The organism is Edaphobacter bradus, assembly GCF_025685645.1.
In the GTDB taxonomy this organism is placed as follows: Bacteria; Acidobacteriota; Terriglobia; order Terriglobales; family Acidobacteriaceae; genus Edaphobacter; species Edaphobacter bradus.
In genome coordinates this window covers 422,266-446,691 of record NZ_JAGSYF010000002.1, presented here as the reverse complement: position 1 = coordinate 446,691, position 24,426 = coordinate 422,266, and the positions used below count along the sequence as shown (strand labels likewise).

Genomic DNA, 24,426 nt, shown 5'->3' with positions numbered 1-24,426 from the left:
TCGTGCAACGCGCTTCAATCAAGCTATAGCGGAAATAAGCTATGCGGAAACTTCTCTCCATTCTGTTGCTGGCCGCGTTTGGCCTACCCTTCGTCTCACCACTCTTTGCACTCGGAGCGGACGGGGGCGGGAGTCTGCCTGTGTGCTGCCGCCGGAATGGAAAACATCACTGCATGATGAGCACAGGCGAGCGCAGCACGCTTGCCAGCCACGATCCTCAGTTTCGTGCGCCTGCTGAGAAGTGCCCCTACTTTCCGCAAGCTTTGGCTGCCGCGCACACCAACCTCTATACCGCTCCCACGGCGGATGTAATCTCCGCCGGGCTTGTGAGTCATCCTGCGGGAGTTGCGCAGACTGAGTCCAAGTGGCGCATCTCGCGCGACCGCTCCCGGCAGAAGCGCGGCCCTCCCTCCGTTTAGAGCATCCTCCCTGCTGATTCGACCTGAGCCACAGCACCCGTCTTAGCGGGAGCTGCACGTCGCTGTCCCCCTCCTCTCATCGTCTCGCTTCAAGACCAGGATGTGCCTTATGCGCAAGTTCGCATTGTTTTGTCTGTTCTTTCTTTTGCTGCAAAGCTGTCTCGCCCATGCCACCGTCTTCGGGAAGGTGAAGGGGATTGTGCATGACCCTCAGCATCGACCAATCCGGGGAGCTCAGGTGACTCTCCAGGCTGCGCATTCTTCATGGGGTCTTACGGCTGTTACGAACGAGTCGGGGGCTTTCACTTTATCTGCGGTTCCGCTTGGGGACTACACCGTGACGGTCAGCGAAGCTGGTTTCTCCGAGCTTCGCCAGAGCCTCACCCTTGCCTCCAATACCTCGCCAGAGCTTCACTTTGCACTGCAGCCTGGCGGCGTGGAGCAGTCGATCACTGTGAATGCTGGGGTGGACGCCGCGAACGTCAACTCTGTCACTCCGACCACTCTCGTCAGCCGCCTGGACATAGCCAGCACTCCGGGCGCCGACCGCACTAACGGCTTGCAGATGATCACCGATTACGTGCCCGGAGCCTATATCACTCACGACATGCTCCATATGCGCGGAGGCCATCAGGTCAGTTGGCAGATTGACGGCGTGCAAATCCCAAACACGAATATCGCGAGCAACCTTGGCGCACAGATCGACCCCAAGGATATCGACTACCTCGAGGTCCAGCGTGGGAGTTATACCGCCGACATCGGAGATCGTACCTATGGCGTCTTCAACGTCGTGCCGCGCACTGGCTTTGAGCGAAACAATGAGGCGGAGCTAGTACTCAGCCTTGGTAATTTTTTCCAGACCAACGACCAATTCAACTTCGGCAGCCATACGGAGAAGTTCGCCTACTACGCCAGCCTCAACGGCAATCGAAGCGACTACGGACTCTCTCCTCCGGTTGGACAGGTTCTCCATGACGCAGCGAATGGATATGGCGGCTTCGGCTCCTTCCTGTATAACCGCACGCCGCAGGACCAGTTTCGTTTGGTTACGCAGCTACGAACTGACTTTTACCAGATTCCCTACGACCCCGATCCCAACAGCATCGGAAATCAACAGTACAACTCCAGCGGTCTTCGTGACACGCAGCGCGAGGTCGATGGACTTGCGGCCTTCTCCTGGATTCACAGCTTCAACCCCTCAACCGTCCTCCAGGTCTCTCCCTTTTACCACTACAACCGAGCCAACTATCAACCTTGGGTTGCCGATAAGCCTGTAGCTACGACGTCGGACCGCAGCTCGAATTACGGGGGGCTTCAGGCATCCATCACAGGCCAGGTTGCCCACAACACCCTGCAGGCGGGTCTTTACTCTTTCGGCCAGCACGACAGCAATCTCTTAGGCTCTGTCTTAAATGGCGGCAGCGCCAGCGGCGGAGTCGTCGAGGGCTTCCTCTCCGACAACTACAAAGTCCAGCCCTGGCTAACCGTCATCGGCGGCCTGCGGGTCTCGCACTTTGCGGGCGACTTCACCGAGACCTACGTCAACCCCAGGGTCGGGCTGGCGGTTCAGGTTCCGAAGCTCAACTGGGTCTTCCGCGGCTTCTATGGACGCTTCTATCAGCCTCCTCCGCTGTTGACGGCCAGCGGCCCGGTGATCCAGCTTGCTCAGGCAAATAACACCACTTTCAAGCCTTTGCACGGGGAGCGGGACGAAGAGCATCAGCTTGGAGTCCAGATACCGTTTCGTGGCTGGCTCCTTGATGCCGACACGTTCCAGACTCGCGCCAACAACTTCCTTGACCATTCCAACATTGGCGAGTCCAGTCTGTACTACCCGGTCACCGTAGATGGCGCCCTTATCCAGGGATGGGAGCTTTCACTTCGTTCTCCCCGCATCGCTCGTTTTGGCCAGGCGCGCCTTGCCTATTCCAACCAGATAGCTCAGCAGCGTGGAGCCATTACGGGGGGTCTTGTCTGCTATCCGATCGCGTCACCGGACTGCAGTTCCGATTTCACCTACCGCCCGCTCGATCATGACCAGCGCAACACTCTTAACGTGGGCTTCGATGCTTCGCTGCCCTCGCACATCCGGGCCTCGACCAACGTCAACTACAGCTCCGGCTTCCATAATGGCTCCCCCAACCAGCAGTACCCCGGAGCCTATCTTCCCGAGCACACTACCTTCGATCTCGCGGTGAGCCGACAGATCGGTGAGAAGATGACTGTCTCTGTCAACGCTCTGAACGTGGCGAACCGCAGGGTGCTGCTCGACAACAGTCTTACCTTCGGCGGCTTCCACTATAACGACCCGCGTGAGATATACGCCGAGGTCCGCTATCGCTTCCACTACTAGCTGCTTTTCTACTCAATCAACGCCGGCTGCCAGCTGGGTCGAAGCCGGATTATGGCCGGGGGAGATCCAGCAGCACCACACACGTTGTGCCTCTATCGGGGGGATGAGCAGTTTTTAGCTGCAAAAGCAGTGTGAAGTGCACACCTGATCACAACCGCCGATTCGTGCGACGACGAGTCGGCGGTCTGTATCGCGGCATCTGGTCGGCGCTGCATCCATGACTTCCCACAAGCCGACTTCCCGTTACTAATCGGCTGCTTCTCTGTCACAACCAACTTCCGGTTTACCGACCACTCGCCCGGATTACCGGATTCTCTCGAGCAAAGGGAATCTATAGTGTTATGGCGTCGCGGCCGGTTCCTGCTGCCGACTCGTCAGGGGGTGCCGATTAACAGTATTAGGCCGTCGGCGAGAGTACTTCGCCAGCTCAAATAATCGTGGCCGCCTTCAAATTCGTGAAAATGAACTTCGTAGCCCTTCGCGAGCAAGACATCGCGTAAGGTCCGGCCTGACGCCAGAGAACGCGCACCGTGACCGGAAAGGTCAACTTCGTCGCTGCCTGCGTCCATGTAGAAGCGGAGCGGCAGGCGGGGGCTTGCGATGAACTGTCGAGCCAGCCAATTCTGTTCGTCATCAGGATCAGCATCAGAAGGGCTACCATTTTTCGGCGGAGCCCAGGAGAAAGAGCCGGACTGAGAGAGGATGTTCCCGAACGTCTCCGGGTGACGCAGACCAGCGTATGCCGCGGCTAATCCGCCATAACTGGAGCCGCCAACCACCGTCTGCTGCGGGTCCGTTGTCACGTTATAGGAACGGCGGACCCATGGTACGAGCTCGAAGTTCAAGAAATCTGCAAAAGCTGCGTTGCAAGGCAGTTCGCGGTTGCGCGCGCCGGGTGCATTGCCGACGAAGAGCGCGACCATGGGGGGAATACGCTGCTCCGAAATCAGGTTGTCGAGAATGGTTGGCGCGGGGACCAGTACCCCTTGTTTTTTGTCGCCGAGATAGGCACCTTCGTCAAATAGAACAAGCAGCCCGTAAGGCTTCGCGGTTTTTGAATATCCAGGCGGAACGTAGACCGCGATTTCGCGTTCGTTGTTCAGTTCAGTACTCTTGAATTTACTTTTTTCGATCGTGCCTGCCGGAACGCCTTCCCGAACCGCTACCCACGGCTGCCCTGGCGCCGCTGGCATCTCGACAACCGAGAAGCCTTGATATTGCGGGAGATCGACACTTTTCGGGTCGACGGCCCAGCGTTTCGGATTCAACGGGTCGATTCTTTCCGCTGTGCCGATAATTGCGAATATCTCATCGTTGGAGCCATCCGGGGGTCCGTAGGGTCTGGGAACATTCGGCGCAAGCCGATACATGAACCTCTTTCGCTTATCCACCTTGACGGTCTTGTACCAGACATCAGTCTCGCCTAAGCGGGCCATGTGATAGTCGTCTGGTTCTTCAGCCGCATACGGGAACCACACCACGAAAATATTGTGTGTGCCCGGCCCTCCTCTCCAAAGGAAGGTGACGAGCATGTTCTTGTCATCGCCAGCCAGTGGCTCGATCAGAGGGGCGCCGCGCTCCTTCACTTCGTCCCAAAAAGCATCCACGCTTACCTGTTTCCCGCTATCGACGGCAGTTTTGAGAGCTTTGATACGCGGACTTTCGTAATCCGGCTTGGGAGGAGTTAGCCGTCCTGCGAGCGTCACGACTTTCTCAAGCGTGAGAGTAAAGGCTCCCTCCTTCGTCTCGTCGCTGGCTGCAACTTCAAGCCGATAGACACCACCCTGCTCCGCAACGAAGCTGACATTCCCTTCATCGGGCCCAAGCTTTGATCCTCGAAACTTGCTTCCTGACGGATCGTAGGTTATGACGACAAGTTCTGTTCCATAAGGCTCCAGTTTGATTTGAGCGAAGTCTCCACCGTTGAGCGAGACCGTAAAAGACTGTGTTTTGCCTGCGCTCAGGATCCCCTGCTGTGCCTTACCAAGGGCGAGTTCGGCAGCGCTTGCAAACGAGCCGATGCTACAAAGCATGAAAATCGAGAACGCCATCGACGACTTTCGCCTACTAGACAAAGTTATCTCCTTTCAAACGCGAGAAGCCTCGTGAAAGGTTATAGCAGTGTTGGCGGTGAGCGGACTCGCCGGTGACTGGCGGAGATCGCACTGCAGTAGGGAACAAGGCGCCATCCATCATCTTGCCCTAGGGCGTCACATCGGCTATTGCGCGTCGCTAGACCGTGCGCCGGACAAAAGAGTCTGCACTATTACGGTTCGGACTGAGTAACGGGCTACTCGGAAATGATTCGAGGATAGGTAACGACAAACGCCCTTGTGTTAGCTGAGTGGATGTCGGCGACCTGTAAGGAATGAGCGGACCTCCGGAAAATGACTCTCGATTCCCAGCCCATGGGGCAGCAGGAGCTTTATCCGGCGGCTTTGACGAGGCGTCCGCGGCGGCTGACGATGGAGAGCTTTTCGGACTTGAGGATCTTGCGGGCCTGGTCGCGGGCGTGGCTGGCCCATGGGCCTACGGGGTCCAGGCGGACGTAGGTGAGCCAGTGGCGCAGGGCGCGGCGCTTCTGTCCCTGACGCTCATAGGCGAGGGCGAGGTTGTAGTGGGCGTCGGCGTACTGGGGGACGAGGGCCACGGCGCGCTGGTAGGCGAGGGTGGCCTCGGTGAGCTGCTGCATCTCGTCGAGGACGTTGCCGAGGTCGAAGAAGGCAAGCGCGTACTCGGGGTCGGCGATGGTGGCCTGGCGGTAGAGGTCCTCGGCCTTCTCGAAGTGGCGCATGTTGTAGTGGATGGTTCCGAGGTTGATGAGCGAGGGCGCGTGGCGCGGCTGCGTCTCAAGGATGGCCTCGTAGAGCTCGATGGCCTCGGGGATGGTGGCGGGCTGCTCCTCAAGCCGAACGGCGCGCAGGAACATCTCCTGCAGCTCCGCGGTCCTCTGCATCGGGTTCAGGCTCTCGGGCTTGACGACCTGAAGCTGCCGGCTGGGCGAGGTCTCGAAGTCGAAGGCGAGCTGCTGGGTGATAGGGTCGACGATGGCGCCTGCGTGGCGGAAGGAGAGGCGCGAACCGCGGCGGACGGCGGTCGCCTCGAGGAGAGGGTTGCTCATTCCGGCGACGCGCTGCATGGCGTCGACCGAAGCACGGATGCTCTTGGCGGAGATGCGTGTGTTGGCCTGCAGGTCGCGCAGGATGCGGAACTGCCCGAGCTCTTCGAAGGAGTATGTGTCTTTGGGGGAGATGAGTCCGGCCCGTTCCCACGCCTGAATCTGGCGGGTGTGCAGGTGCAGGATGCGGAGTACGTCCTGACGGCTATAACGGGTCACGTCGGTGTCTCGGTTGGCAACCGTCATACAGGGTCCGAAAATCAGTGTCTCGCTAAGAACGCTTCGGGAACTCTTTCTGGAGTATGCGTCCTGAACCCGCGTCAATCAAGAGGCTTTCGTTACAAGTGGACAAATATCGGTGGATAACGCGTACCAAATCGGATTCCGAGCGCGCCGTTGCTCAGAACTGCGAGATGGAGAGCACGTTCCCGTCGGGATCGTGGAACCATGCGACCTTCGCTCCGCCTGGCGCTGACCAGACGCCGGAGGCGTCCTGCTGGAGAAACGAATAGCGGAGGAAGGAGACTCCGGCTGTGGAAAGTTCCGTGACGGCGCGCGCGATGTCGGGGACCTTCCATCCGAGGATGGTGTAGGGAGCAGGCGTGAACTTTTCCATCGCGACGATTCGGATCGAGGTTCCATTGGCGTTTACGACGAGCGCGAAGCCGTCGTCGCTCTCAAAGTTGAGCTTCAGCGTGCCGAGGTAGAAGCCGCGGGCGCGGGTGCGGTCGGTCGTTGGAATGAAGCCCATGACGTCGCAGGTGGAGAGCATGGCTTTCTCCTATGACAAGGATGGTATGGGCACAGGTATACACCCGCGTAGGGTAGAAGAGAGAATGTGGCCATCTGGCGAGATCGCTCTCCAGGGGCAGCCATTTCGCGCGAGCGAATTTCCGAGTAGAGTGTTGTACTTGTCAGGGACGCGCATTGGGGCGTATTGGGGTACTTGATCATGGAATTTCATATTTCCCGGGCTGTTCGAGAAAAGCTGGATATCGGTGGGCTGATCTTTGGCTATACGGGAAACGTAGTCTTCGCGAACGTAGCGGCGAGCCGCGAGCTGGCAAACCGGCTCAACAGCCTTCGCGGTGCCAAGGCCGATCCGGCGAGGACGATCAATGCAGGTGCGTTATTCGCAATGGGCCTGATTGACGAGCTCAGTCACGCGCTGGTTGCCCGGTATCGCAAGCAGATCGACCCGGCGGTTCACTCGGAGGCGATGCGCTGGTTTGCGTCGAAGCTGGAACCTGCGAAGGTGGACCAGTTGCTGCTCGCCTTCGTGGAGCAGTTTCCCAATGTCGCGGTCTATCGCGGGGAACTGACGGCAGAGGAATGGCTGAAGGGCGCCACCGAGGGAATGCCGAACCGCGAAGCGGCGCTCGAAGAGCTGATGCTGCTATGGCTGGCCAACATCAATCCTGCGTTCACTCCCTTCCGCGAGTTGTTCGACGATAAGGATTTGAAGGCGCAGACGGTTTATCAAGGCGTAACGGCAGCGATTCCGGACTATCTGACGACGCGGCCGCAAGTTTCTCCTGAAGTGGGAAGTCTGTTTGAGGTTCTGCGGGCGCCGATGCTTGCCTCGCCGGACTCGATCACCGGACAGCTTGAGTTCATTCGCGAGAGCTGGTCGAAGTATCTGGACCAGGACCTGCGCAAACTTCTGCTGGCGATCGATGTACTGCGCGAAGAAGATATTGCGATCTGGCTGCGGTTCAATCCTCCTGGACCGGACTGGCACCGCCACGGCCCGCCGACGTGGGGCGGGGAAGGGTTCGTGGGTGACGAGTTTGTCGGCTTCGACAAGGACTTTGCCGGCCAGCGTCGCAGTTATGCCCACGATTATCAGGCTCCCTTGCACGAGTATGAGGCCTTCAGCGCCGATCAGGCGTGGATGCCGAACGTCGTGCTGGTCGCAAAGAGCACCTACGTCTGGCTTGAGCAGCTGTCCAAGAAATATGGACGGCACATCCACCATCTCAACCATATTCCTGACGAGGAGCTGAGGCTGCTCGCCGGCAGGGGGATCACCGGGCTGTGGCTCATCGGGTTGTGGGAGAGGAGCATCGCCTCAAGGACGATCAAGCGGCTGCGCGGCCAGGGCGATGCGGTGGCGTCCGCCTATTCGCTGAAGGAATACAACATCGCCGAAGATCTTGGAGGTAACTTCGCCTACGAGAATCTGCGAAACCGGGCTGCTGCCGTCGGCATCCGGCTGGCGAGCGACATGGTGCCGAACCACATGGGAATCGACTCGGAGTGGGTCATCGAGCATCCCGACTGGTTTATCTACCGGTGGGAGAGCCCGTTCCCGTCGTACAGCTTCTCAGGCCCCGATCTTTCGACGGACAGCCGCGTCGAGATCAAGATTGAAGATCATTACTACGATCAGAGTGACGCGGCGGTGGCGTTTCGCCTGCGGCATCATCGTGATGGAACGACGCGCTATATCTACCACGGCAATGATGGGACGTCGTTTGCATGGAACGACACTGCCCAACTCGACTACACGAAGCACGAGGTTCGCGAGCACGTCATCCAGACGATTCTGCACGTTGCGAGACAGTTCCCGATCATTCGCTTCGACGCAGCGATGGTGCTGGCGAAGCGCCATGTGCAACGGCTGTGGTTCCCGCTGCCGGGGACCGGCGGATCGATCCCTTCGCGCGCTGAAAATGCGATGTCGCAGGAGGAGTTCGATGCTCTTATGCCGCATGAGTTCTGGCGTGAGGTCGTCGATCGAGTCGCCCACGAGGTTCCGGGAACGCTGCTGTTGGCGGAGGCCTTCTGGCTGCTTGAAGCGTATTTCGTTCGCACCCTTGGGATGCATCGGGTGTACAACAGCGCGTTCATGAACATGCTGCGCGATGAGGAGAATGCGAAGTATCGGTCCTATCTGAAGAAGACGATTGAATTCGACACCGACGTATTGAAGCGCTATGTGAACTTCATGAGCAATCCCGACGAGCGCACCGCGATCGACCAGTTTGGCACGGGAGACAAGTACTTCGGCGTCTGTACGCTGCTGGCTACGTTGCCGGGCCTGCCGATGTTCGGCCACGGGCAGATCGAGGGTTACACCGAGCGCTATGGCATGGAGTTCAAACGTGCTCGCATGGACGAGCATCCGAACGAGGGTCTGATCGCGCGCCATCAGCACGAGATTGCTCCACTGCTCAAAGACCGCAAGCTGTTCGCGGAGAGCACCAACTTCGTGCTCTACGATTTCTGGACGGAGCACGGAACCGTCGATGAGAATGTCTTTGCCTACTCCAACCGCCTGGGCGGCCAGCGCGGGCTCATCATCTATAACAACACCTATGGGTCAACGCGCGGCACCCTGCATATCTCGGCCGCCTTCATGGACAAGGCGAGCAATCAGTTGAGGCAGAGGAGCCTAGCCGATGGGCTGGGGATCTCTCAAGAGGACTCGGTTATCTTCGCGTATCGCGATACGGCGCGTGGTCTCGAATACCTGCGTCGTGCTACGGACATTCATCATCATGGTCTGACGTTTGATTTGCGTGGCTTTCAATATGCATCCCTGCTGCATTGGCGCGAGCTTCGGAGCTCGGCGGAGTATCCCTGGGCTGAACTTTGCGATGCTTTGCATGGCGAGGGAGTTTACAGCGTGGAAGAGGCGCTTACGAAGCTCCGCCTGCGGCCGGTCCATGAGGCGCTGCATCAGGTCATCAATGCAGGCAGCGTCTGCTCCTTTGCGGAGATAGCTGGAAGAGATACAAGGCAACGTGGCGCTGAGATGTGCAAAGAACTCTCTGCAGAGACTGCTCCAAGCAAGAGTATTGAGCTGCCCGAAGCGGCCGCGGGAGAGCGAGTGACTGTGAACTCCGGGGAGGCGTCCAGCACCACTGCGCTTGATCCCAAGCTTCGCGCGTTCCTTGAAACGAGCCAGGTCTTCTTCGAAAGAGCAATCGATAGCCTGCCTGCCGAAGAGAGGGAAGCGATGGCTTCCGCTCTGAAGAAGGCGCCGGATGGTGTCGCGAAGAGCGCTGCCGCAGGAGACGGCGCTCCTTCTGATCTCAAGCGGAGTTTCAGGAGAGAGTGCGAGGCGCTGGCGTTGGCCGCCGCTCAACTTCCCCGGTTGGAACAGAGCTTTTCGACCGTGTGGCCGGCGGGTGTTCGCTACATGCTGCCGAGCAATGAACCGGGGATCTCGATCGAGCAGACATGGGCTCCGGTGCTTGCATGGATGGTTCTGCGTAGTTTTCCAGCGCGGGGAATGAGCGATGCGCTGTTCGACAGGCTTCACTTGCGCTCGGCGCTCGCTGAAGTCTTTTCCTCTCTGGGATTGGAAGGTGAGAAGGCATGGAGAGTCGCTGCGCAGGTCAGAGTCCTGCTGTCACATGCAGATGTGCCTCCGGACACTTTGATTCGCTCTGAAGCGTTCTGGGCGGACGCGGACGTGAGATGGCTCGCAGGTGTCAACGAGGCCTCCGGTACCACCTACTTCAATCAAGAACAGTTCGAAGAGCTTCTCTGCTGGATTCAACTCCCTGCGTTGATCGAGATGACACGGCAGGGTGCAGCCACGCCGTCCTCTATTAAGAGAATTGAGAGCGCAGTCTCGATGGTCTGCTCGCTGGCAAAGTATGCAGGGTACAAGTTGGATCCATATCTCAACCTGTCGCACGTGGGCCGCGCAAAAGACCTGCTGGAGAGGGAGCTTTAGGGGAGGCGCCTGTGATTCGCCGCGCGTCTCTCGCGAATCTACGGTCCGCCAAACCACATGTACTGCCAGCCCACGGAGAGGGTGTTGAACTGGAAGCCTACCCTTGCGTTCACGCCGGAGCTATAGGCGAATTTGAGCGATTGTCTGTCGGGTAAGGGGAGCGAGACCTGGGTGCCCAGCCGGGTGTTGCTCTGCCGCTCGGATGGCGCGCCCCCGTTGATCTTCGAGGCGCCGCCTCCGTACCACGTGGCATCGACAGCGACCCACAGGCCGCGGCGCACCGTGTAGCTGGCGTGCGCCTGAATGGCTGGGAGCTGAGCCTGGGTTCGAAGTGACTGCCCGGGATAGAAGTTTGAGTTTGCGGTGAAGAAAGTGTCGCTGCCGTAGAGATCAAGATAGAACTTTTTGACCGGGACGGAGATACCAAGCTCGGGTTTGAATGACCAGCGATTGGTGCTGATATTGATCAGCTTTTCGCCGGAATATTGTCCGGAGGGTGCGCTCATCGTGAGACTCGCGCCGAGAATCGTCCTGCGGTGCAATCGTTGCGCGAACTCTCGGGGAGTCATTGCCGGGTTGCCGCGCAGGTTGATGGAGAACTTTGCCTTCACGTCGGCCAGTCCTGAGCGATATACCATGCCTGACTGATCGCCGACGTTACCGGAGGCGTTCCCCCAGGCGTAAGGGAGCACTGCGGTAAGCAGGGCCTGCCGGCCGAAGACGCCAAACGTGTGGCCGAGGCCTAGTGCTGGAAAGTGGAAGGTCGCTTTTGCGTTGGTGATGGGAACCGTAGGGTCGAAGGCGATGCTTCCACTGGAGCGTCCAAAGCCAACGCTGGCAAACCATGTTCCTACGGGCGAGGCTGAATAGGCTCGAGGCTCAAGATCCTGCGCGTTGAGCGGGGTTGAGGCGCAAATTGTCGCCACGCATGCGAGCCATACGCCAACGGTGGGACGGATTCGCAGACGTGCCCGCATCTACGACACCAACATACTCAAATTTATGGGTAGAGGAAAGAAAAGGATGGAGCCGACGAACGGACTTGAACCGTTGACCTGCTGATTACGAATCAGCTGCTCTACCAACTGAGCTACGTCGGCGTACCTGTTTATTTTAGCGGCATTGGGGCGTATCTCCAAATTCGACTAATGCGTGGGACGGAACTTTCCTTCGCAGCTATGGGCTGAGGTCTCTTCGCCTTTTGCAGGAAGGATTTTCAGGTCGGTTTTGCTGAAGTCGATGTTTGTGCCGCCAATCCCGATCACAAGCGGGCGGGACTGATCGGGACTTGTGTCGGGACCGGTTATCGAATCGAGCAGTCGCCAGGGTGGAGTTCCGGAGGGGGAAATGACTCTGTCCAACTGCGGGAGATTGCTAAAGCTACGTACGGGATGGGCCGATGGGACGAGCATCAGGAGGCGCAAGCCTGCGCTCTCCCTGGGAAAGAGGCCCTGCAATGTGGCATGCGCTAGCCCTGCTGTCGTCCTTAGCGATGATCGTCGCGCCGTGTGTCGTGGCATCGCGTGTTGATCTTGATGCGGAAGAAGAGATGAGCAGGGCTCCGGTGGACCCGATTCTCAATTTGACGGAGTCGCGTTCCGCTGGTCGAGGGTGACCGAGTTTCGCGAGTGCGTTTGCGTAGCTGCCTGCGGAAGAATCACACGACCATCCAATCGCATTCGCTCGAAGTCTCTCTTCGCGGCAGTGAGCTTCCCAACTCTGCTCGTCGTCGCGCAGCGATGGCAGACGATTGCAACGCAAAATCTTAGGTGGTCTTGTCTGAATTATTGCCGCAGACGAGAAGAGGCCGCCCGGCAACAGGGCAGCCCCTCCTTAGGGAGAACAGTTCCAACGGAGGCAAAGCCATCAGAACTTTCTGGCGAAATACTAAGTTTGGCGAAATGACGTGTCAAGGTTTAAACCGAAAAAGGATAAACCGTTACATTACAACTAGTTACTAGGGTTACTACACGTACAACCCCCGGTATTTTATTCGCTATTATTTCGCCTTTGGGGTTGTGGAAAAAGGTCAAAGCACTATCGAATCAGCCGCTTAGACTGGCGGCTGCACCACTCCAGGTGCAGCCTGGGGACGTCTCAAAGGGATCAACCCTGGGAGCCGGCTGCTGGCGGGTCGGAGTGGATGGGCTCGGCGCGGCCGCTGAGATCGATCCGGAGGAACTCCGGCTCGGAGGCGGCAGGTTTGCCCTGCAGGACGCGGATGGCGGCACGTCCTCCGCCGAAGAAGAGGCCGAGCACGATTGCTGCTAAAGCCCCAAGTCCGCAGAAGATAAGGATGCCGCTAAGCAGGCTGACGGTCTTCTGAACCTCGACGTGGAACTCAGGCGGAAGGGCCTTGTTCCAGGTGACCTCGTTGCGCAGGTGGATACTGTTGACCATCGCCTCGGCCTCGGAGGGGCTCCAGGAGCCGGTGGTCAGGAGGAGGAGCGGTCCTTCGCGGCGCAACTTCACGGTTCCGGCGGAGGCTCCCTGCTGGGTGAGGCTGGCGGCGATGGCGCGTCCGCGGTCGCCGGCGATCTGAGGCGTGGGAAGCATGAGCAGGGTCAGCAGTCCCTTTCCGGAGTACTTCGCCGTGATGACCTCGGCGGCTTTGTCGAAGCCGAGGATCTCCGGGGGCAGCGCGCCGCCCATGGCCTGATATCCGACAGGCCCTAGAGCGTAGCGAACAGAATCATCCTGCAGGCCTTTCTGCGGGAGGTAGGTCGGCAGCTGCGGAGCGAGCCCTTTGATTCCGCCGATCTTGGGCAGTGTTACGGCAAGCTGGCGCAACTCGTCGGAGGTTGTCGGGCGCGGCTGCTTCACGTGCGCGTCGACCACGGTGGTCCCGCTCAGGACGAGGAACTCGCCGGTGCCGGTTGCGATGGTCTCGGAGCCGGACTTTCTGGCGGCGGAGTAGTTCTTCGCTCCCGATCCGCGCAGATAGGTGAAGGCGCTATAGGCTCCGGTGGCATCGATGAACTGGTAGGCCTCGACCTGCATGGTCTGGGGACCGTTGGCCAAGTGATAGGACTGCTGGCTGGTGCGAGTGAGACCGTCCTCTTTGAAGACGGCTGCAGTCTGGCCCTCGGGATGGAAGCAGTCGGTGCAGGGAGGCGCGGCGTCCTGCGCCTGCCATGGGCCGAACTTCGCGGGAAGCAGCGGAGCGGCGGGCACAACGAGAGTTGTCTGTGCCTGCTGCTCCGCCGAGGCGAAGGCGGCTGCGCCTGCGAGGCTCAGAGCGATGAAACTCTGTGCGAAGACCCGAAATCCTAATCTGCCGTGAACCATGAAGCACCTACCCCTGCTATCGGCCAGATTACACCAGTGGGAAACGGCAGGCGAGCGCGGCAAGGGCGGTCTCCAGAGGCCGATTGCATGGGTTCGACTTAGCGGCTGGGGCTTAGTGTGAGGGCTCAGCGTGGCATCAGGCGGAAAAAGAGTGCCTGCTCTGCGATGGGCTCGGTCTTATCCGCCAGCTCGGTCATCTGGCGGTCGCTGAGAGGGGTGAAGTCGCGAGCGAGTTGCGCGCACTCTTCCACTTGTGCCACGGTGTCGCAGCCGATGATGGCGGTGCTGATGGGCAGCGAGAGTGTGTAGAACATCGTCTCGTGTTTGGTTAGCGTGCCGGGCGTGGTGGCGATGGCTCCGGTGCCCTCCCACGATCTCTTCTGCTCATCGACGGGAGGCGGCGTCCAACTGGAGAGGATGCGGCCGCGCGCCATGACCTTCATGCCGATGATGCCCATCTGCTTTTCGACGGCCATTGGGAGCAGCTCTTTGGCGAAGGAGTAGTGGTACTTGTCGGCTGCGTTGAGTCCCATGAGGACAGTGTCGAAGGGGAAGCGGCGGATGCCTTCCATGAGGGCTTCGGGGCGGAAGCGGCCGGTGATGCCGAGGTGACGCACCATCTTCTGGTCGCGCGCCTCGGTGAAGGCCTCGATGGCTCCGCCTTTGCCGAAGATCTGGTCGATGTCTTCCTGAATGCCGACGTCGTGAAGCTGCCATGTGTCGAGGTGGTCGGTGTTGAGCAGCTTGAGTGAGACCTCGAGGTTGCGCAGCGCAGCGTCGCGGGTGCGCTCCTTGGTCTTGCTGGCGAGGAAGACCCGGTCGCGACGGCCCTTGAGGCCTCTGCCGAGGTACTGCTCGCTCCAACGGTCGGGGCCGCCGTAGATGGCGGAGGTGTCGAAGTAGTTGACGCCGAGCTCGAGCGCGCGCTCGATGATTGGGATGGCGACAGCTTCGTTGTCATGCTTCTCGAGCGCTCCTTGTCCGCCGAGGCCGAAGATTCCCGCGCGGAAGCCGGTGCGGCCGAGGTTGCGTGTGGGCATCATCTCCTGCACGGCCTGCGCGGCTGCTGTTGTTGGGATGGCGGGTTCTGCGAGGGCCTTCGTCGGAAGCGCAGCGGCGGCGACGCTTGCCGCGATGGCGCTGCCGCCGGTCTTGAGGAAGTTGCGGCGGCCTTCATTGCGAAGTTGATCGGGAGTCTTCATGCGGTTTTCGAGCTACCTCGGGCGCGGATTTCTTGTCGCAGAGAATCTTAGCGCAGGAGTGCGGCGATGCGTTGCGAATCACTTAGTATCGTGTGGACCTGGCAAACAGGTTTTCGGAGGGGATTGCTTTGTATAGAAGATTGCTTGAAGTCTGCGCCTTGATGGCTGTGTCGGCAGCGATGGTCTTTGCCACGGTTTTTGCGCATGGAGCGAATGTTCCGAAGGACTACAAGGGAACTCCTTACGGGGACAACAAGCATAAGGGTGTCGCGCAGAGTGTTCCGGGGCGGGTGGAGTGCGCTTACTACGATCGCGGCGGCGAGGGTGTGGCCTATCACGATACGGATGCGAAGAACCATGGCAGCGGGGAGCTGAATCCCGCCAACGGAACTTACCTGAATGAGTTCCGAATGGGCGAGGGTGTCGACACTTCTTATACGAAGTTTCACAGGATGCCCGATCTGTTCGATGACAATTCTTACAATAAAGTTCAGCCGCCTGCGGACCAGCTTTACGTGGGATGGACCGAGCCGGGGGAGTGGTTCCGGATTACGGTGGATGTCGCACACGCGGGCTTATACAGTGCCGATCTGCTTTACACGTCGAATCGCGGTGGGTCGATCTCGCTGGATGTCAATGGAAAGGATGCGACGGGGCCGCTGGCGATCGAGTCAACCTATGATGTGGCTGATCCAATTGCGTGGAGGCAGTGGCATCACTGGAATCTCGCGAAGGGATTGGTGAAGGTGAGGCTGCCTGCGGGGAAGACCGTGTTGACCGTGCACATTCTGACGCAGGGTCAGATGAATCTTGCTTACTTTGACTTCAAGGAAGCTCACTGAAGCGAATTTGATTGAGCCGTGCGGGTGCTGGCGCGCTCGGTCGGCACTTTGGACCCGCTCAGGCCGCCTTCGTAACGGGCGACGCCTTTGTAGAGGCTTTCAGCGACGCGCTCGCGGTACTCGGGCTGACGAAGCTGGCTGGCGTCCTTCGGGTTGGTGACGAAGGAGATCTCGGCGAGGATCGACGGCATGTTCGCGCCGATTAGCACGACGAAGGGGGCCTTCTTGACGCCGCGATTCTTCAGGCCAGAGTTGCCCTTCTGAAGACCTGAGTAAAGGCTGGTTTCAACGTCGCTTGCGAACTCGCGCGACTCGTCGATCTTGTCCTTGAGGGCGATCTTTTTGACGAGGTCGCTTAGCTGATGGATGGACTGATCGGAGACGGCGTTCTCGCGGGCGGCGACTTCGAGGGCGTCGGGCTGCGAGGTGAAGTTGAGGTAGTAGGTTTCGACGCCGCGCGCGGTGGGATCGCTCGAGGAGTTGGCGTGAATGCTGAGGAAGAGGTCGGCCTGCGCCTTGTTGGCGATGGCGGTGCGCGTTTCGAGCGGGATGAAGGTGTCGTCGGAGCGGGTGTAGATGATCTCGGAGCCGAGACGGTCATGCAGCAGCTTGCCTAGGCGCAGCGCGACGTCGAGCACAACGTCCTTCTCTTCGATGCCGTCGGCACCGATGGTTCCGGAGTCGTGGCCGCCGTGGCCGGCGTCGATGACGATGCGGCCGATCTTAAGGCCCAGGGCGCGGACGAGAGAAGTTTGCCCGTCGGCGGTGGGGCTGGCTGCGCGCGCGGGCTCGGCGGGCTCGGTCTTTTTGCCGCGGTGGCTGGTGGACCGGGATGAGGCGGTGGTTCTGCTGGAGGTGTTCACGTCGGTGGTGTTCGCGGCAGGGGCTCCCGAGCCGGGCACGACGGCAGCGATAGGCTGCGAGGTGGGGACGCTGGTGGCCTCGACCTTGCCGGGCTGATCGCTGATAGCCGCGACCTCGGTGGTGGTGTTGGCGTTTCGTGTCGCGACGGTGTTTGGCACGGGGCGGGTAGACAAGATGTCGGCCGGCTGCGTCTTGCTGGCTGAGTTCTGAGGCTGCGCGCCGCCGTGGATGTCGATGATGAGGCGGTAGGGGTTCGGCAGGAGGAAGGCCGAGTACTCGGTGACGTCGTTGACGTCGAGCACGACACGCGTCATGTCGTTGGAGAACTGGGCGGCGCGGATGCGCTTGAGGAAGCCGTCGTCGGTGACGGTGAAGCTGTGGCCGACGAGCTCCTGCGCGAGGCGCGTGCCGTGCAGGTCGAAGTAGATGCGGTCGGGATTGGGGACGCGCGCGGCTTCGTAGGTGACGTCGTCGCCGAGGTCGATGGCGACACGCGTGTAGTTCGGCGTGGACCAGTGGCGGATTCCAGTGACCTGCGCGAGGCGGTGGCGCTTCGCCGACGTTTTGGCGATGTGCGAGAGGCCGGTGCTCTCGGGCTGCGGCTGGGACTTCTGGGCCGCGTCTGTGCTTGTGTCTGTGCCTGTTTCTGGGCCCGCGTTAAGGGCCTCGTTCACAGGTGCTGAGGTTCCCGGGCGGTCGTCTGTTGTCGCCGACGTGGCATGAGCAGGCGCGATAAGCGTTGCGTGCCAAGGGACGACTGCTTCGGCGGCAGCGCTTTGTGTCCTGTGGATCGCTCCGGGCTTCAGCGAGTCCAGGCCCGCGCGGGCTTCTTCGGCGAGCGAGCTGTGCGGGTACTGCTTGAGAAAGAGGGAGTAGCGCTCATGCGCAGCGGCGGTGTCGTGGAGATCGTTCTCGTAGATCTGCGCCTCGGCGAGCAGGGCGGCCACGCGAAGGGAGCTGCCGGGGTACTGCGTGCGGAGAAACTCGTACTGGCCGACGGCGGCCTTCAGACTCTTTGGATCGTGCAGGGTGCGGCCCTGCTCGGCGAGCAGTTCGGCCACGGTGTTGACGGCGGGGGCGGCGTACTGGCTCTGCGGAGCGTCGTGGTAGATGGCGCGGAAGCCGTCGAGTGCGCGGGCGTAGTCGGCCTTGGTTCGATTTGCTTCGGGGATTGCTTCGAGGGCTTCGCGGCCTTGCGTGGCTTTCTCCCACGGCGACGCTTCAACGACGTGCTTCTGCACTGCGGCCCTGGGCTTCGCTTCAACGAAGTTCGGCGCGATGGCGATTTCACAGCACACGACTACTACAAATCCGCAGCGCAACGCCGCCGCGCCGGCAGTGCTCAACCTTGGTCCCCGCAGCTTCTTGCACACAAGCATCTCTCTTAGTTTAAGAGGCTGATAGACCCGCAAAGGTTGTGAAAAGCTATCTGGGTACTCCCAGCGATACCCCCACAAAAGGGGCAGTGACTTTCAGCAAGAGAAGAAGCGAGGGAATCTTCCCTCGCCTCGTTTGTTCTTTCGGATGTGTTGCTTAGAGGAGGCCTTCGATTACTGTGGCTGACTTTGCCAACGCTGCGTCGAGCGCGGCGATGTCGCTGCCACCGGCCTCGGCGAGATCGGGGCGGCCTCCGCCTTTACCTCCGACCAGCGCTGCGAGTTGGCCTACGACTTTGCCCGCTTGCACGCGCGTGGTGAGGTCTTTCGTGACTCCGACGATGAGCGAGACCTTGTCCTCGGCGGCTGCACCGAGCACGACGATGCCGGAGCCGAGCTTGGTGCGCAAGGTGTCGACGAGCGTGCGCATCTGGCCTTTGTCGAGGCCGTCGACGCGCTGGGCGAGGACCTTGATGCCCTTCACTTCGACTGCGGAGGAGGCTGCGTCGGCGGTCGAGGCGGAGGCGGACTTCATGCGTAGCTGATCGAGCTCTCGGCGGAGGCGCTTCATCTCCTCCTCCTGCGTGGCGATCTTGTTGCGGATCGCATCGGCGGGAGAGGCATCGGACGAACCCACGACCTGGCTGACGACGCGGGTCACGTCATAGTCGCGGCGGAACTGATGGAGTGCTCCGGTTCCGCTGATGGCTTCGACGCGACGGACGCCGCTCGAGACCGAGCCCTCGCCGACGAGCTTGATGAGGCCGATCTCACCGGTGGCGCCCGTGTGGGTTCCACCGCACAGCTCGGTCGAGAAGTCGCCGATCTTTACGACGCGCACGCGCTCTCCGTACTTCTCGCCGAAGAGGGCCATTGCGCCGAGCTCGTTGACGGCGACGTCGATGGGAACGTCCACCATGGTCTCGACTTTGGTGTTGTTGAGGACTTCGCGGTTGACGAGATCTTCGATCTGCTGCTGCTCTTCTTCGGCGACTCCGGTGAAGTGGGAGAAGTCGAAGCGCAGGCGCGATGCGTTGACGAGCGAGCCGGCCTGCTTGACGTGTTTGCCGAGGACCTCGCGGAGCGCGGCGTGCAGCAGGTGGGTGCCGGTGTGGTTGCGCTCGGTGGCGCGGCGGTTTTCGGCATCGACGACGGTATCGACGGTGTCGTTGACGGCGAGAGTCTCTCGCGCGGTGATCTTGTGGGCGAAGATGCCCTGGACGGGCTTGGTTGCGCCGTGCACGTCGGCGACGACGGTGTTGTGGTCGTCGGAGTAGAGCCAGCCGATGTCGCCGACCTGGCCGCCGGAGTCGGCGTAGAAGCTTGTGGCGTCGAGGACGGCTTCGCCCTGTTCGCCGGCTTTGAGCTCGGGGACGCCTACTCCATCTTTTACGAGGGCTAGGATCTTGGCTCCGTCGGTGCGGAGGGCGGAGTAGCCTTCGAACTCGGTCTTGGCTAGTTCGTTATAAAGGGGTTTTGCAACAGTTTTGTATTCTGTCCCGGTCCAAGACTTTCGAGCACGCCCTTGCTCTTCACGCATCGCCTGCTCGAATCCAATTTGATCGAAGACTAATCCTCGGTCTCGTGTGGCGTCTTGCATGAAGTCCAGAGGAAGCCCAAATGTTTCATAAATCTTGAATGCTTTGGCTCCCTCAACAACGCCTTTTGTGGCGAGCGGATGAGAGCTGTCGGCAGATGCCGCGATGTTCAAAATTATGGACGTATGGAGTTTGCCGACTTCTTCTGCCTCATCCATCAACTCGTCAAATTTTCGCGAAGCCGATTCGATAACTCGAGCGAACTGTTGCTCTTCGGCGAGGACGACTTTTGCGACGCGGTCGGCGGATTCTTTGAGCTCGGGGTAGGCTGCGGCCATCTCGTCTCGGACGGCGTAGACCATCTCGTGCATGAAGGGCTTTTCCTGGCCGAGCAGGCGGCCGTGGCGGATTCCGCGGCGCATGATCTTGCGGAGGACGTAGCCGCGGCCTTCGTTCGAAGGAAGGACTCCGTCGGAGATGAGGAAGGTGGCGGCGCGGGAGTGGTCGGCGATGATGCGCAGGCTGGCCTGCGAGCGATGGTCGATCTCGTGGTCGGGCTCGACCTTGTGGTGCGTGAGCTGCTCGGCGCGGTTGATGAGCGGGGTGAAGAGGTCGGTCTCGAAGTTAGAGAGGACGCCTTGCAGCACGCAGGCGACGCGCTCGAGGCCCATGCCGGTGTCGATGGAGGGCTTGGGGAGCGGCGTGAGCAGCGGGCCGCTTGCGGTGATGGTGCGGTCGAACTGCATGAAGACGAGGTTCCAGATCTCGACGTAGCGCTGCTCGTCTTCGCCGAAGGGGCGATCGATGGCGGGGTCTTCGCCGGCTTCGACGCCGAGGTCGTAGTAAATCTCGCTGCAGGGGCCGCAGGGGCCAGTGTCGCCCATCTGCCAGAAGTTGTCCTTGGCTCCGAGCTCGTGGATGCGCTCGGCGGGAACGCCTACGTCGAGCCAGTATTTGTAGGCCTCAGCGTCGCGGGGAACGCCCTCGTCACCCTCGAAGATGGTGACGTAGAGTCTTGAGGGGTCGATGTTGAACCACTCTTTCGAGGAGAGGAGCTCCCAGGCGTAGGCGATGGCGTCCTTCTTGAAGTAGTCGCCGAAGCTGAAGTTGCCGAGCATCTCGAAGAAGGTGTGGTGGCGGCGGGTAAAGCCAACGTTTTCGAGGTCGTTGTGCTTGCCGCCGGCGCGGACGCACTTTTGCGAGGTGGTGGCGCGGGAGTAGTCGCGCTTCTCGAGGCCGAGGAAGGCGTCCTTGAACTGGTTCATGCCGGCGTTGGTGAACAGCAGCGTGGGGTCGTTCGCCGGCACAAGCGACGACGAGTGCACGCGGCGGTGCCCCTTGACTTCAAAAAACCGCAGAAAATCTTCCCGAATCTGGCTTCCCGACCTATAGTTCATAAGATTTAAGTTTATCAGCGGCGGAGTTGGGAGTGAAAAGTAGTACGTAGTACAATATGTCAGGGAGAATATCGTATGCGCCGGGTTTCGCTGCGTGAAGCAAACCAGAATTTTTCGTCCTGTATCGCCGAGGTCGAGGCCGGGGAGAGCCTTCTCCTCGTCCGCCGGGGCAAGCCTGTCGCACGTATCGTCCCCTATGACAAAGAACCTCGCGACCTGAAGCATGAGGCGGCGGTCAAGCGGCTCAAGGCTTTTCTGGACAAGGGGATCGACCTCGGCGGTTTGCGGGCCAACCGGGAAGAGCTGTATGACCGCGGCCTCTAGGCTTACGCTCGATACCAACATCCTTATCTACGCCATCGACGCCTCGGCCGGCAGAAAGCATAGCGTGGCGCGCAGCCTTGTGCTTCGTGCCGCCGCTGCGCATCAGCCGCTCATGTTGCAGTCGCTCAACGAGCTCTGCGCCGTTGCGACGCGGAAACGCTTCCTCGATCCGGCGAAGATCGTCGCGGCGGTCGAGTTTCATCGCGATGCTTTTCCGCTGATTGCAGCTAACGCTAACGACCTCACTGACGCCGTCAGCGCGCACCACGACCACAATCTGCCGTTTTGGGATGCGCTGCTGTGGGCCACTGCGCGCCGCGCAGGCTGCCGCCTTATCGTCAGTGAGGACTTCCAGGATGGACGCACACTCGGGGGTGTCCTCTTCCGCAATCCGTTTGCGAAAAAGCTGCCTGTTGAGATTGACGAACTACTCTCATGATTCTCCTACTCCGGGAACCCAGGTCTGGCCTTCCATTATGAAGACGTCGTCGGTTGTTTGCTGCAGGCGCGCGAACTCCTTGCGATGCTCGGTCATCACCAGAGTCGTCACCAGCGCGTCGAAGGCGTCTTCGGAGCCGCGGGCCTTTGCGAGCACGCTTCGGGAGAGCGTGGCGTAGAGCGGATTCTCGCTTCGCTTCGCTTTGAGGTATTCGGTGCGCGCTGGCTCGGAGCTTTTGGTGACGGGCCCGGTCATCAGGCGGGTGTAGATCTCGACGACCAGGGGGTGCGCGGGGTCGGGACGGTCGAAGGGCCAGATGCGAAAGCCTGCCTGCCGCAGCCGCAGCAGATGCGGCATGCCGCGTAGCGAGGCGGTTCCGACCGCGCCTGCTCCACCGATCTGGAAGACGGACTTTGGGGCGATTCCGGCGATCCTGGCGGCCTGCGCGGGGTCGGCGATGACTGCCTTGACCTTCAGTGCGGTTTCGGCGCGGCGGAGCATGCGGTGGGCGTGCTCGCCGCGGAACTCAGCGGGTTTCTTGCCGTTACGCAGATTGCCGGCCTTGCCCCAGAAGCGCGCGTCGTCGCAGTCTTCATGGAGCCAGCGCTCGCCCTGGCCGTCGGCGACACGCTGCCAGAGTTCAGGGGCGGATGTGACGCCATGTTCTGCGAGGAACCACGCGGGATAGCTGAAGGAGAAGTCGAAGCCTACGACCATCCGCGGGGTCTCGCGTGCGAGCTCGATGAGCCAGCTGATGAGCTCCTCGCGGGTGCGTCCGGTCTCGAGTTGAACGCGAGCCGGCGCGGAGTTGCGGTTGGGGGCGGTCCATACTCCGGCCCAGATCTTCCTGCGCTGACCGGGGCCCTTATCGCCTGACCAGTCCACGCCTACTACGCGCTTAACCGCATTTATCTGTGTCATTTCCTTACGACTTCTTTATGCCTTACTAATGAGTTCTTTATCTCACGGACTCTACCGTATTGAGACCGGGAAGAAAATCCATCTCTGCCTCCTGAGACACGAAACGCTAATGGCACATCTCTATCGCGCCGTTTCACTGGCGTCTTTCCTCGCCGCATCTTCTTTCTTTGCCGTCAGTTCTCTCAAGGCGGAGACCTCCCCGTCCGAAACGTCTTCCGTCAGCAGCTCTATCGTCATACCCGCTCTCACTGAAGACGTTCTTCCCCCGGAGGTCAGGCAGCAGAAGAGCTTCTTTGCGCGTCTGGCGCAGGCCTATCGAGGCGACTGGAACCCGAATACTCCCGGCGGCCCCGACCCGGAGCGCCGCGGCTATCCGGGGCCGCTTGATTCGACGCCCTTTCCCTCGAGCGACTACAGCGTTGGCGGGACACCCGTCATTGGAGCGCCGGATACACAGACTTACCCGCTCATGGAGGCCATCAACCAGAACCGCGGCCACGTTAAGATCTACGGCTGGTTCAACACTGGCTTCAACATCAGCACCTCCAACCGCGGCGTCGGAGCCAACTCGCCAGCCGCGTACTATTACACTCCCAACACGTTCGTTCCCGACCAGCAGGTCCTCTATATAGAGCGCCTTCCCAATTCTGTACAGACGGAGCACTTCGACTGGGGTTTTCGCGTTGCTCAGCTCTATGGGCAGGACTACCGCTACACCACGTCGAAGGGGGTCTTCTCCCAGCAGCTTCTGCTCAAGAACAATTCTCGCGGTTATGACCCCGTGATGTACTACATCGACCTTTATTTCCCACATGTCGCGCAGGGAATGAACGTTCGGATAGGCCGTTACATCTCGCTGCCGGATATTGAAGCGCAGCTCGCTCCGAACAACTACACCTACTCGCACTCGCTGCTTTACACCATTGACCCCTACACCCAGACGGGCATCGTTGCCAGCATCAAGCTCTCCGATCATTGGCTCGTACAGGCGGGTTTTTCCGACGGCAACGACGTCGCCCCCTGGACGTCCGACGCCCAGCCTACCGGCACAGCGTGTGTCGATTTCACCTGGAGCCATGGCGGCGATGCGCTCTATACCTGCGCCAACTCGTTCAACAATGGCAAGTACGCTTACAACAATCTCCAGAGCTACTACGAGACCTGGTACCACAAGATCAACGCCACGTGGCATACCGACACGGAGGCCTGGTACATGTACGAGCGCGATGTGCCTAATATTGCAGGCAATGTAGCGAATCCCATCACACCGGAGATCGGCGCCAACGGGGCTTTCTGCAGGCCGGGTCAGCTCCGCTGCTACGCGCCGGAGTTCGCCGTCGTCAACTACCTGGAGAAGCAGTTCAGCAAGCGAAGCTATCTCTCGATCCGCAACGAGTTCGTGGACGACATCAAGGGACAGCGCACAGGCTACAAGACCAGGTATACGGAACATCTGGTGAGCTATGGTCACTGGATTGGCTCGACGGTCCTCTTTCGGCCGGAGCTGCGTTTTGAGCACTCCTACGACATGCCCGCCTACGACAATGGATATAAGTCGACCCAGTTCATCGTCGCCGGCGACGTAACGTACCACTTCTAGGCAGAGTTCCTTCGGAGGAACCTTTTTCCGGCGATCTGCGTACATCGGTTTGGAG

16 protein-coding genes and 1 tRNA gene are annotated in these 24,426 nt (G+C 60.2%); 7 read left to right on the top strand and 10 right to left on the bottom strand.

Translation table 11 applies throughout. The annotated features are described in order from the left end of the window. Nucleotides 1–41: 41 nt before the first annotated feature. Complete coding sequence (locus OHL16_RS07910) at nt 42–419, top strand: hypothetical protein (RefSeq protein ID WP_263366573.1); 378 nt, start codon at nt 42–44, stop codon at nt 417–419. Nucleotides 420–528: 109 nt separating this feature from the next. Further along, nucleotides 529–2,772: a TonB-dependent receptor gene (locus OHL16_RS07905; protein ID WP_263366572.1), complete on the top strand. Its 2,244-nt coding sequence runs from the start codon at nt 529–531 to the stop codon at nt 2,770–2,772. A 374-nt stretch (nt 2,773–3,146) separates the two neighbouring features. On the opposite strand, the gene OHL16_RS07900 is transcribed toward OHL16_RS07905, so the two are convergent. From OHL16_RS07900 to OHL16_RS07890, 3 genes are all read right to left on the bottom strand, one after another. Next, nucleotides 3,147–4,823: an alpha/beta hydrolase gene (locus OHL16_RS07900; RefSeq protein ID WP_263366571.1), complete on the bottom strand. Its 1,677-nt coding sequence runs from the start codon at nt 4,821–4,823 to the stop codon at nt 3,147–3,149. Nucleotides 4,824–5,197: 374 nt separating this feature from the next. Further along, nucleotides 5,198–6,136, bottom strand: a complete 939-nt coding sequence (locus tag OHL16_RS07895; protein ID WP_263366570.1) for a tetratricopeptide repeat protein — start codon at nt 6,134–6,136, stop codon at nt 5,198–5,200. 154 nt (nt 6,137–6,290) lie between these two features. Further along, the gene (locus tag OHL16_RS07890) at nt 6,291–6,662 is read right to left on the bottom strand and encodes a VOC family protein (protein WP_263366569.1); all 372 of its coding nucleotides are present in this window, start codon (nt 6,660–6,662) and stop codon (nt 6,291–6,293) included. Between the two features lie 180 nt (nt 6,663–6,842). Between OHL16_RS07890 and OHL16_RS07885 the strand changes: the two genes are divergently transcribed. Beyond that, on the top strand, nt 6,843–10,580 hold the full coding sequence (locus tag OHL16_RS07885) for an alpha-amylase family glycosyl hydrolase (RefSeq protein WP_263366568.1): 3,738 nt from the start codon (nt 6,843–6,845) through the stop codon (nt 10,578–10,580). Between the two features lie 38 nt (nt 10,581–10,618). On the opposite strand, the gene OHL16_RS07880 is transcribed toward OHL16_RS07885, so the two are convergent. The 4 genes from OHL16_RS07880 to OHL16_RS07865 all read right to left on the bottom strand — a co-directional run bounded on the left by OHL16_RS07880 (nt 10,619) and on the right by OHL16_RS07865 (nt 15,070). Beyond that, the gene (locus tag OHL16_RS07880; protein ID WP_263366567.1) at nt 10,619–11,506 is read right to left on the bottom strand and encodes a transporter; all 888 of its coding nucleotides are present in this window, start codon (nt 11,504–11,506) and stop codon (nt 10,619–10,621) included. 98 nt (nt 11,507–11,604) lie between these two features. Next, nucleotides 11,605–11,680: transfer RNA gene (locus OHL16_RS07875), tRNA-Thr, on the bottom strand. A gap of 1,006 nt (nt 11,681–12,686) precedes the next feature. Further along, a complete protein-coding gene (locus tag OHL16_RS07870; protein ID WP_263366566.1) occupies nt 12,687–13,868 on the bottom strand; it encodes a DUF6599 family protein in 1,182 nt (393 codons plus the stop codon). A 125-nt stretch (nt 13,869–13,993) separates the two neighbouring features. Next, nucleotides 13,994–15,070, bottom strand: coding sequence for an aldo/keto reductase (locus OHL16_RS07865; protein ID WP_263366565.1), 1,077 nt, complete (start codon nt 15,068–15,070; stop codon nt 13,994–13,996). Nucleotides 15,071–15,231: 161 nt separating this feature from the next. Here OHL16_RS07865 and OHL16_RS07860 point away from each other — a divergent pair, with 161 nt between their 5' ends. Next, nucleotides 15,232–15,912 carry a carbohydrate-binding protein gene (locus tag OHL16_RS07860; protein WP_263366564.1) on the top strand — a complete coding sequence of 227 codons (681 nt, stop codon included), beginning with the start codon at nt 15,232–15,234 and terminating at the stop codon, nt 15,910–15,912. On the opposite strand, the gene OHL16_RS07855 is transcribed toward OHL16_RS07860, so the two are convergent. Beyond that, nucleotides 15,906–18,155, bottom strand: coding sequence for an N-acetylmuramoyl-L-alanine amidase (locus tag OHL16_RS07855; RefSeq protein ID WP_263366563.1), 2,250 nt, complete (start codon nt 18,153–18,155; stop codon nt 15,906–15,908). The two genes, OHL16_RS07860 and OHL16_RS07855, sit on opposite strands and share 7 nt — an antisense overlap. A 154-nt stretch (nt 18,156–18,309) precedes the next feature. Further along, nucleotides 18,310–21,087: an alanine--tRNA ligase gene (gene alaS / locus OHL16_RS07850; RefSeq protein ID WP_263366562.1), complete on the bottom strand. Its 2,778-nt coding sequence runs from the start codon at nt 21,085–21,087 to the stop codon at nt 18,310–18,312. Nucleotides 21,088–21,162: 75 nt separating this feature from the next. Between alaS and OHL16_RS07845 the strand changes: the two genes are divergently transcribed. Together OHL16_RS07845 and OHL16_RS07840 are read left to right on the top strand one after the other, a co-directional pair. Beyond that, nucleotides 21,163–21,411 carry a type II toxin-antitoxin system Phd/YefM family antitoxin gene (locus tag OHL16_RS07845; RefSeq protein WP_263366561.1) on the top strand — a complete coding sequence of 83 codons (249 nt, stop codon included), beginning with the start codon at nt 21,163–21,165 and terminating at the stop codon, nt 21,409–21,411. After that, on the top strand, nt 21,395–21,850 hold the full coding sequence (locus OHL16_RS07840; RefSeq protein WP_263366560.1) for a PIN domain-containing protein: 456 nt from the start codon (nt 21,395–21,397) through the stop codon (nt 21,848–21,850). The genes OHL16_RS07845 and OHL16_RS07840 overlap by 17 nt, the downstream gene beginning before the upstream one ends. On the opposite strand, the gene OHL16_RS07835 is transcribed toward OHL16_RS07840, so the two are convergent. Beyond that, nucleotides 21,845–22,771: a hypothetical protein gene (locus OHL16_RS07835; RefSeq protein WP_263366559.1), complete on the bottom strand. Its 927-nt coding sequence runs from the start codon at nt 22,769–22,771 to the stop codon at nt 21,845–21,847. The two genes, OHL16_RS07840 and OHL16_RS07835, sit on opposite strands and share 6 nt — an antisense overlap. Before the next feature lie 109 nt (nt 22,772–22,880). On the opposite strand from OHL16_RS07835, the gene OHL16_RS07830 reads away from it, so the two are divergent. Further along, the gene (locus OHL16_RS07830; RefSeq protein ID WP_263366558.1) at nt 22,881–24,371 is read left to right on the top strand and encodes a porin; all 1,491 of its coding nucleotides are present in this window, start codon (nt 22,881–22,883) and stop codon (nt 24,369–24,371) included. Nucleotides 24,372–24,426: the final 55 nt, after the last annotated feature.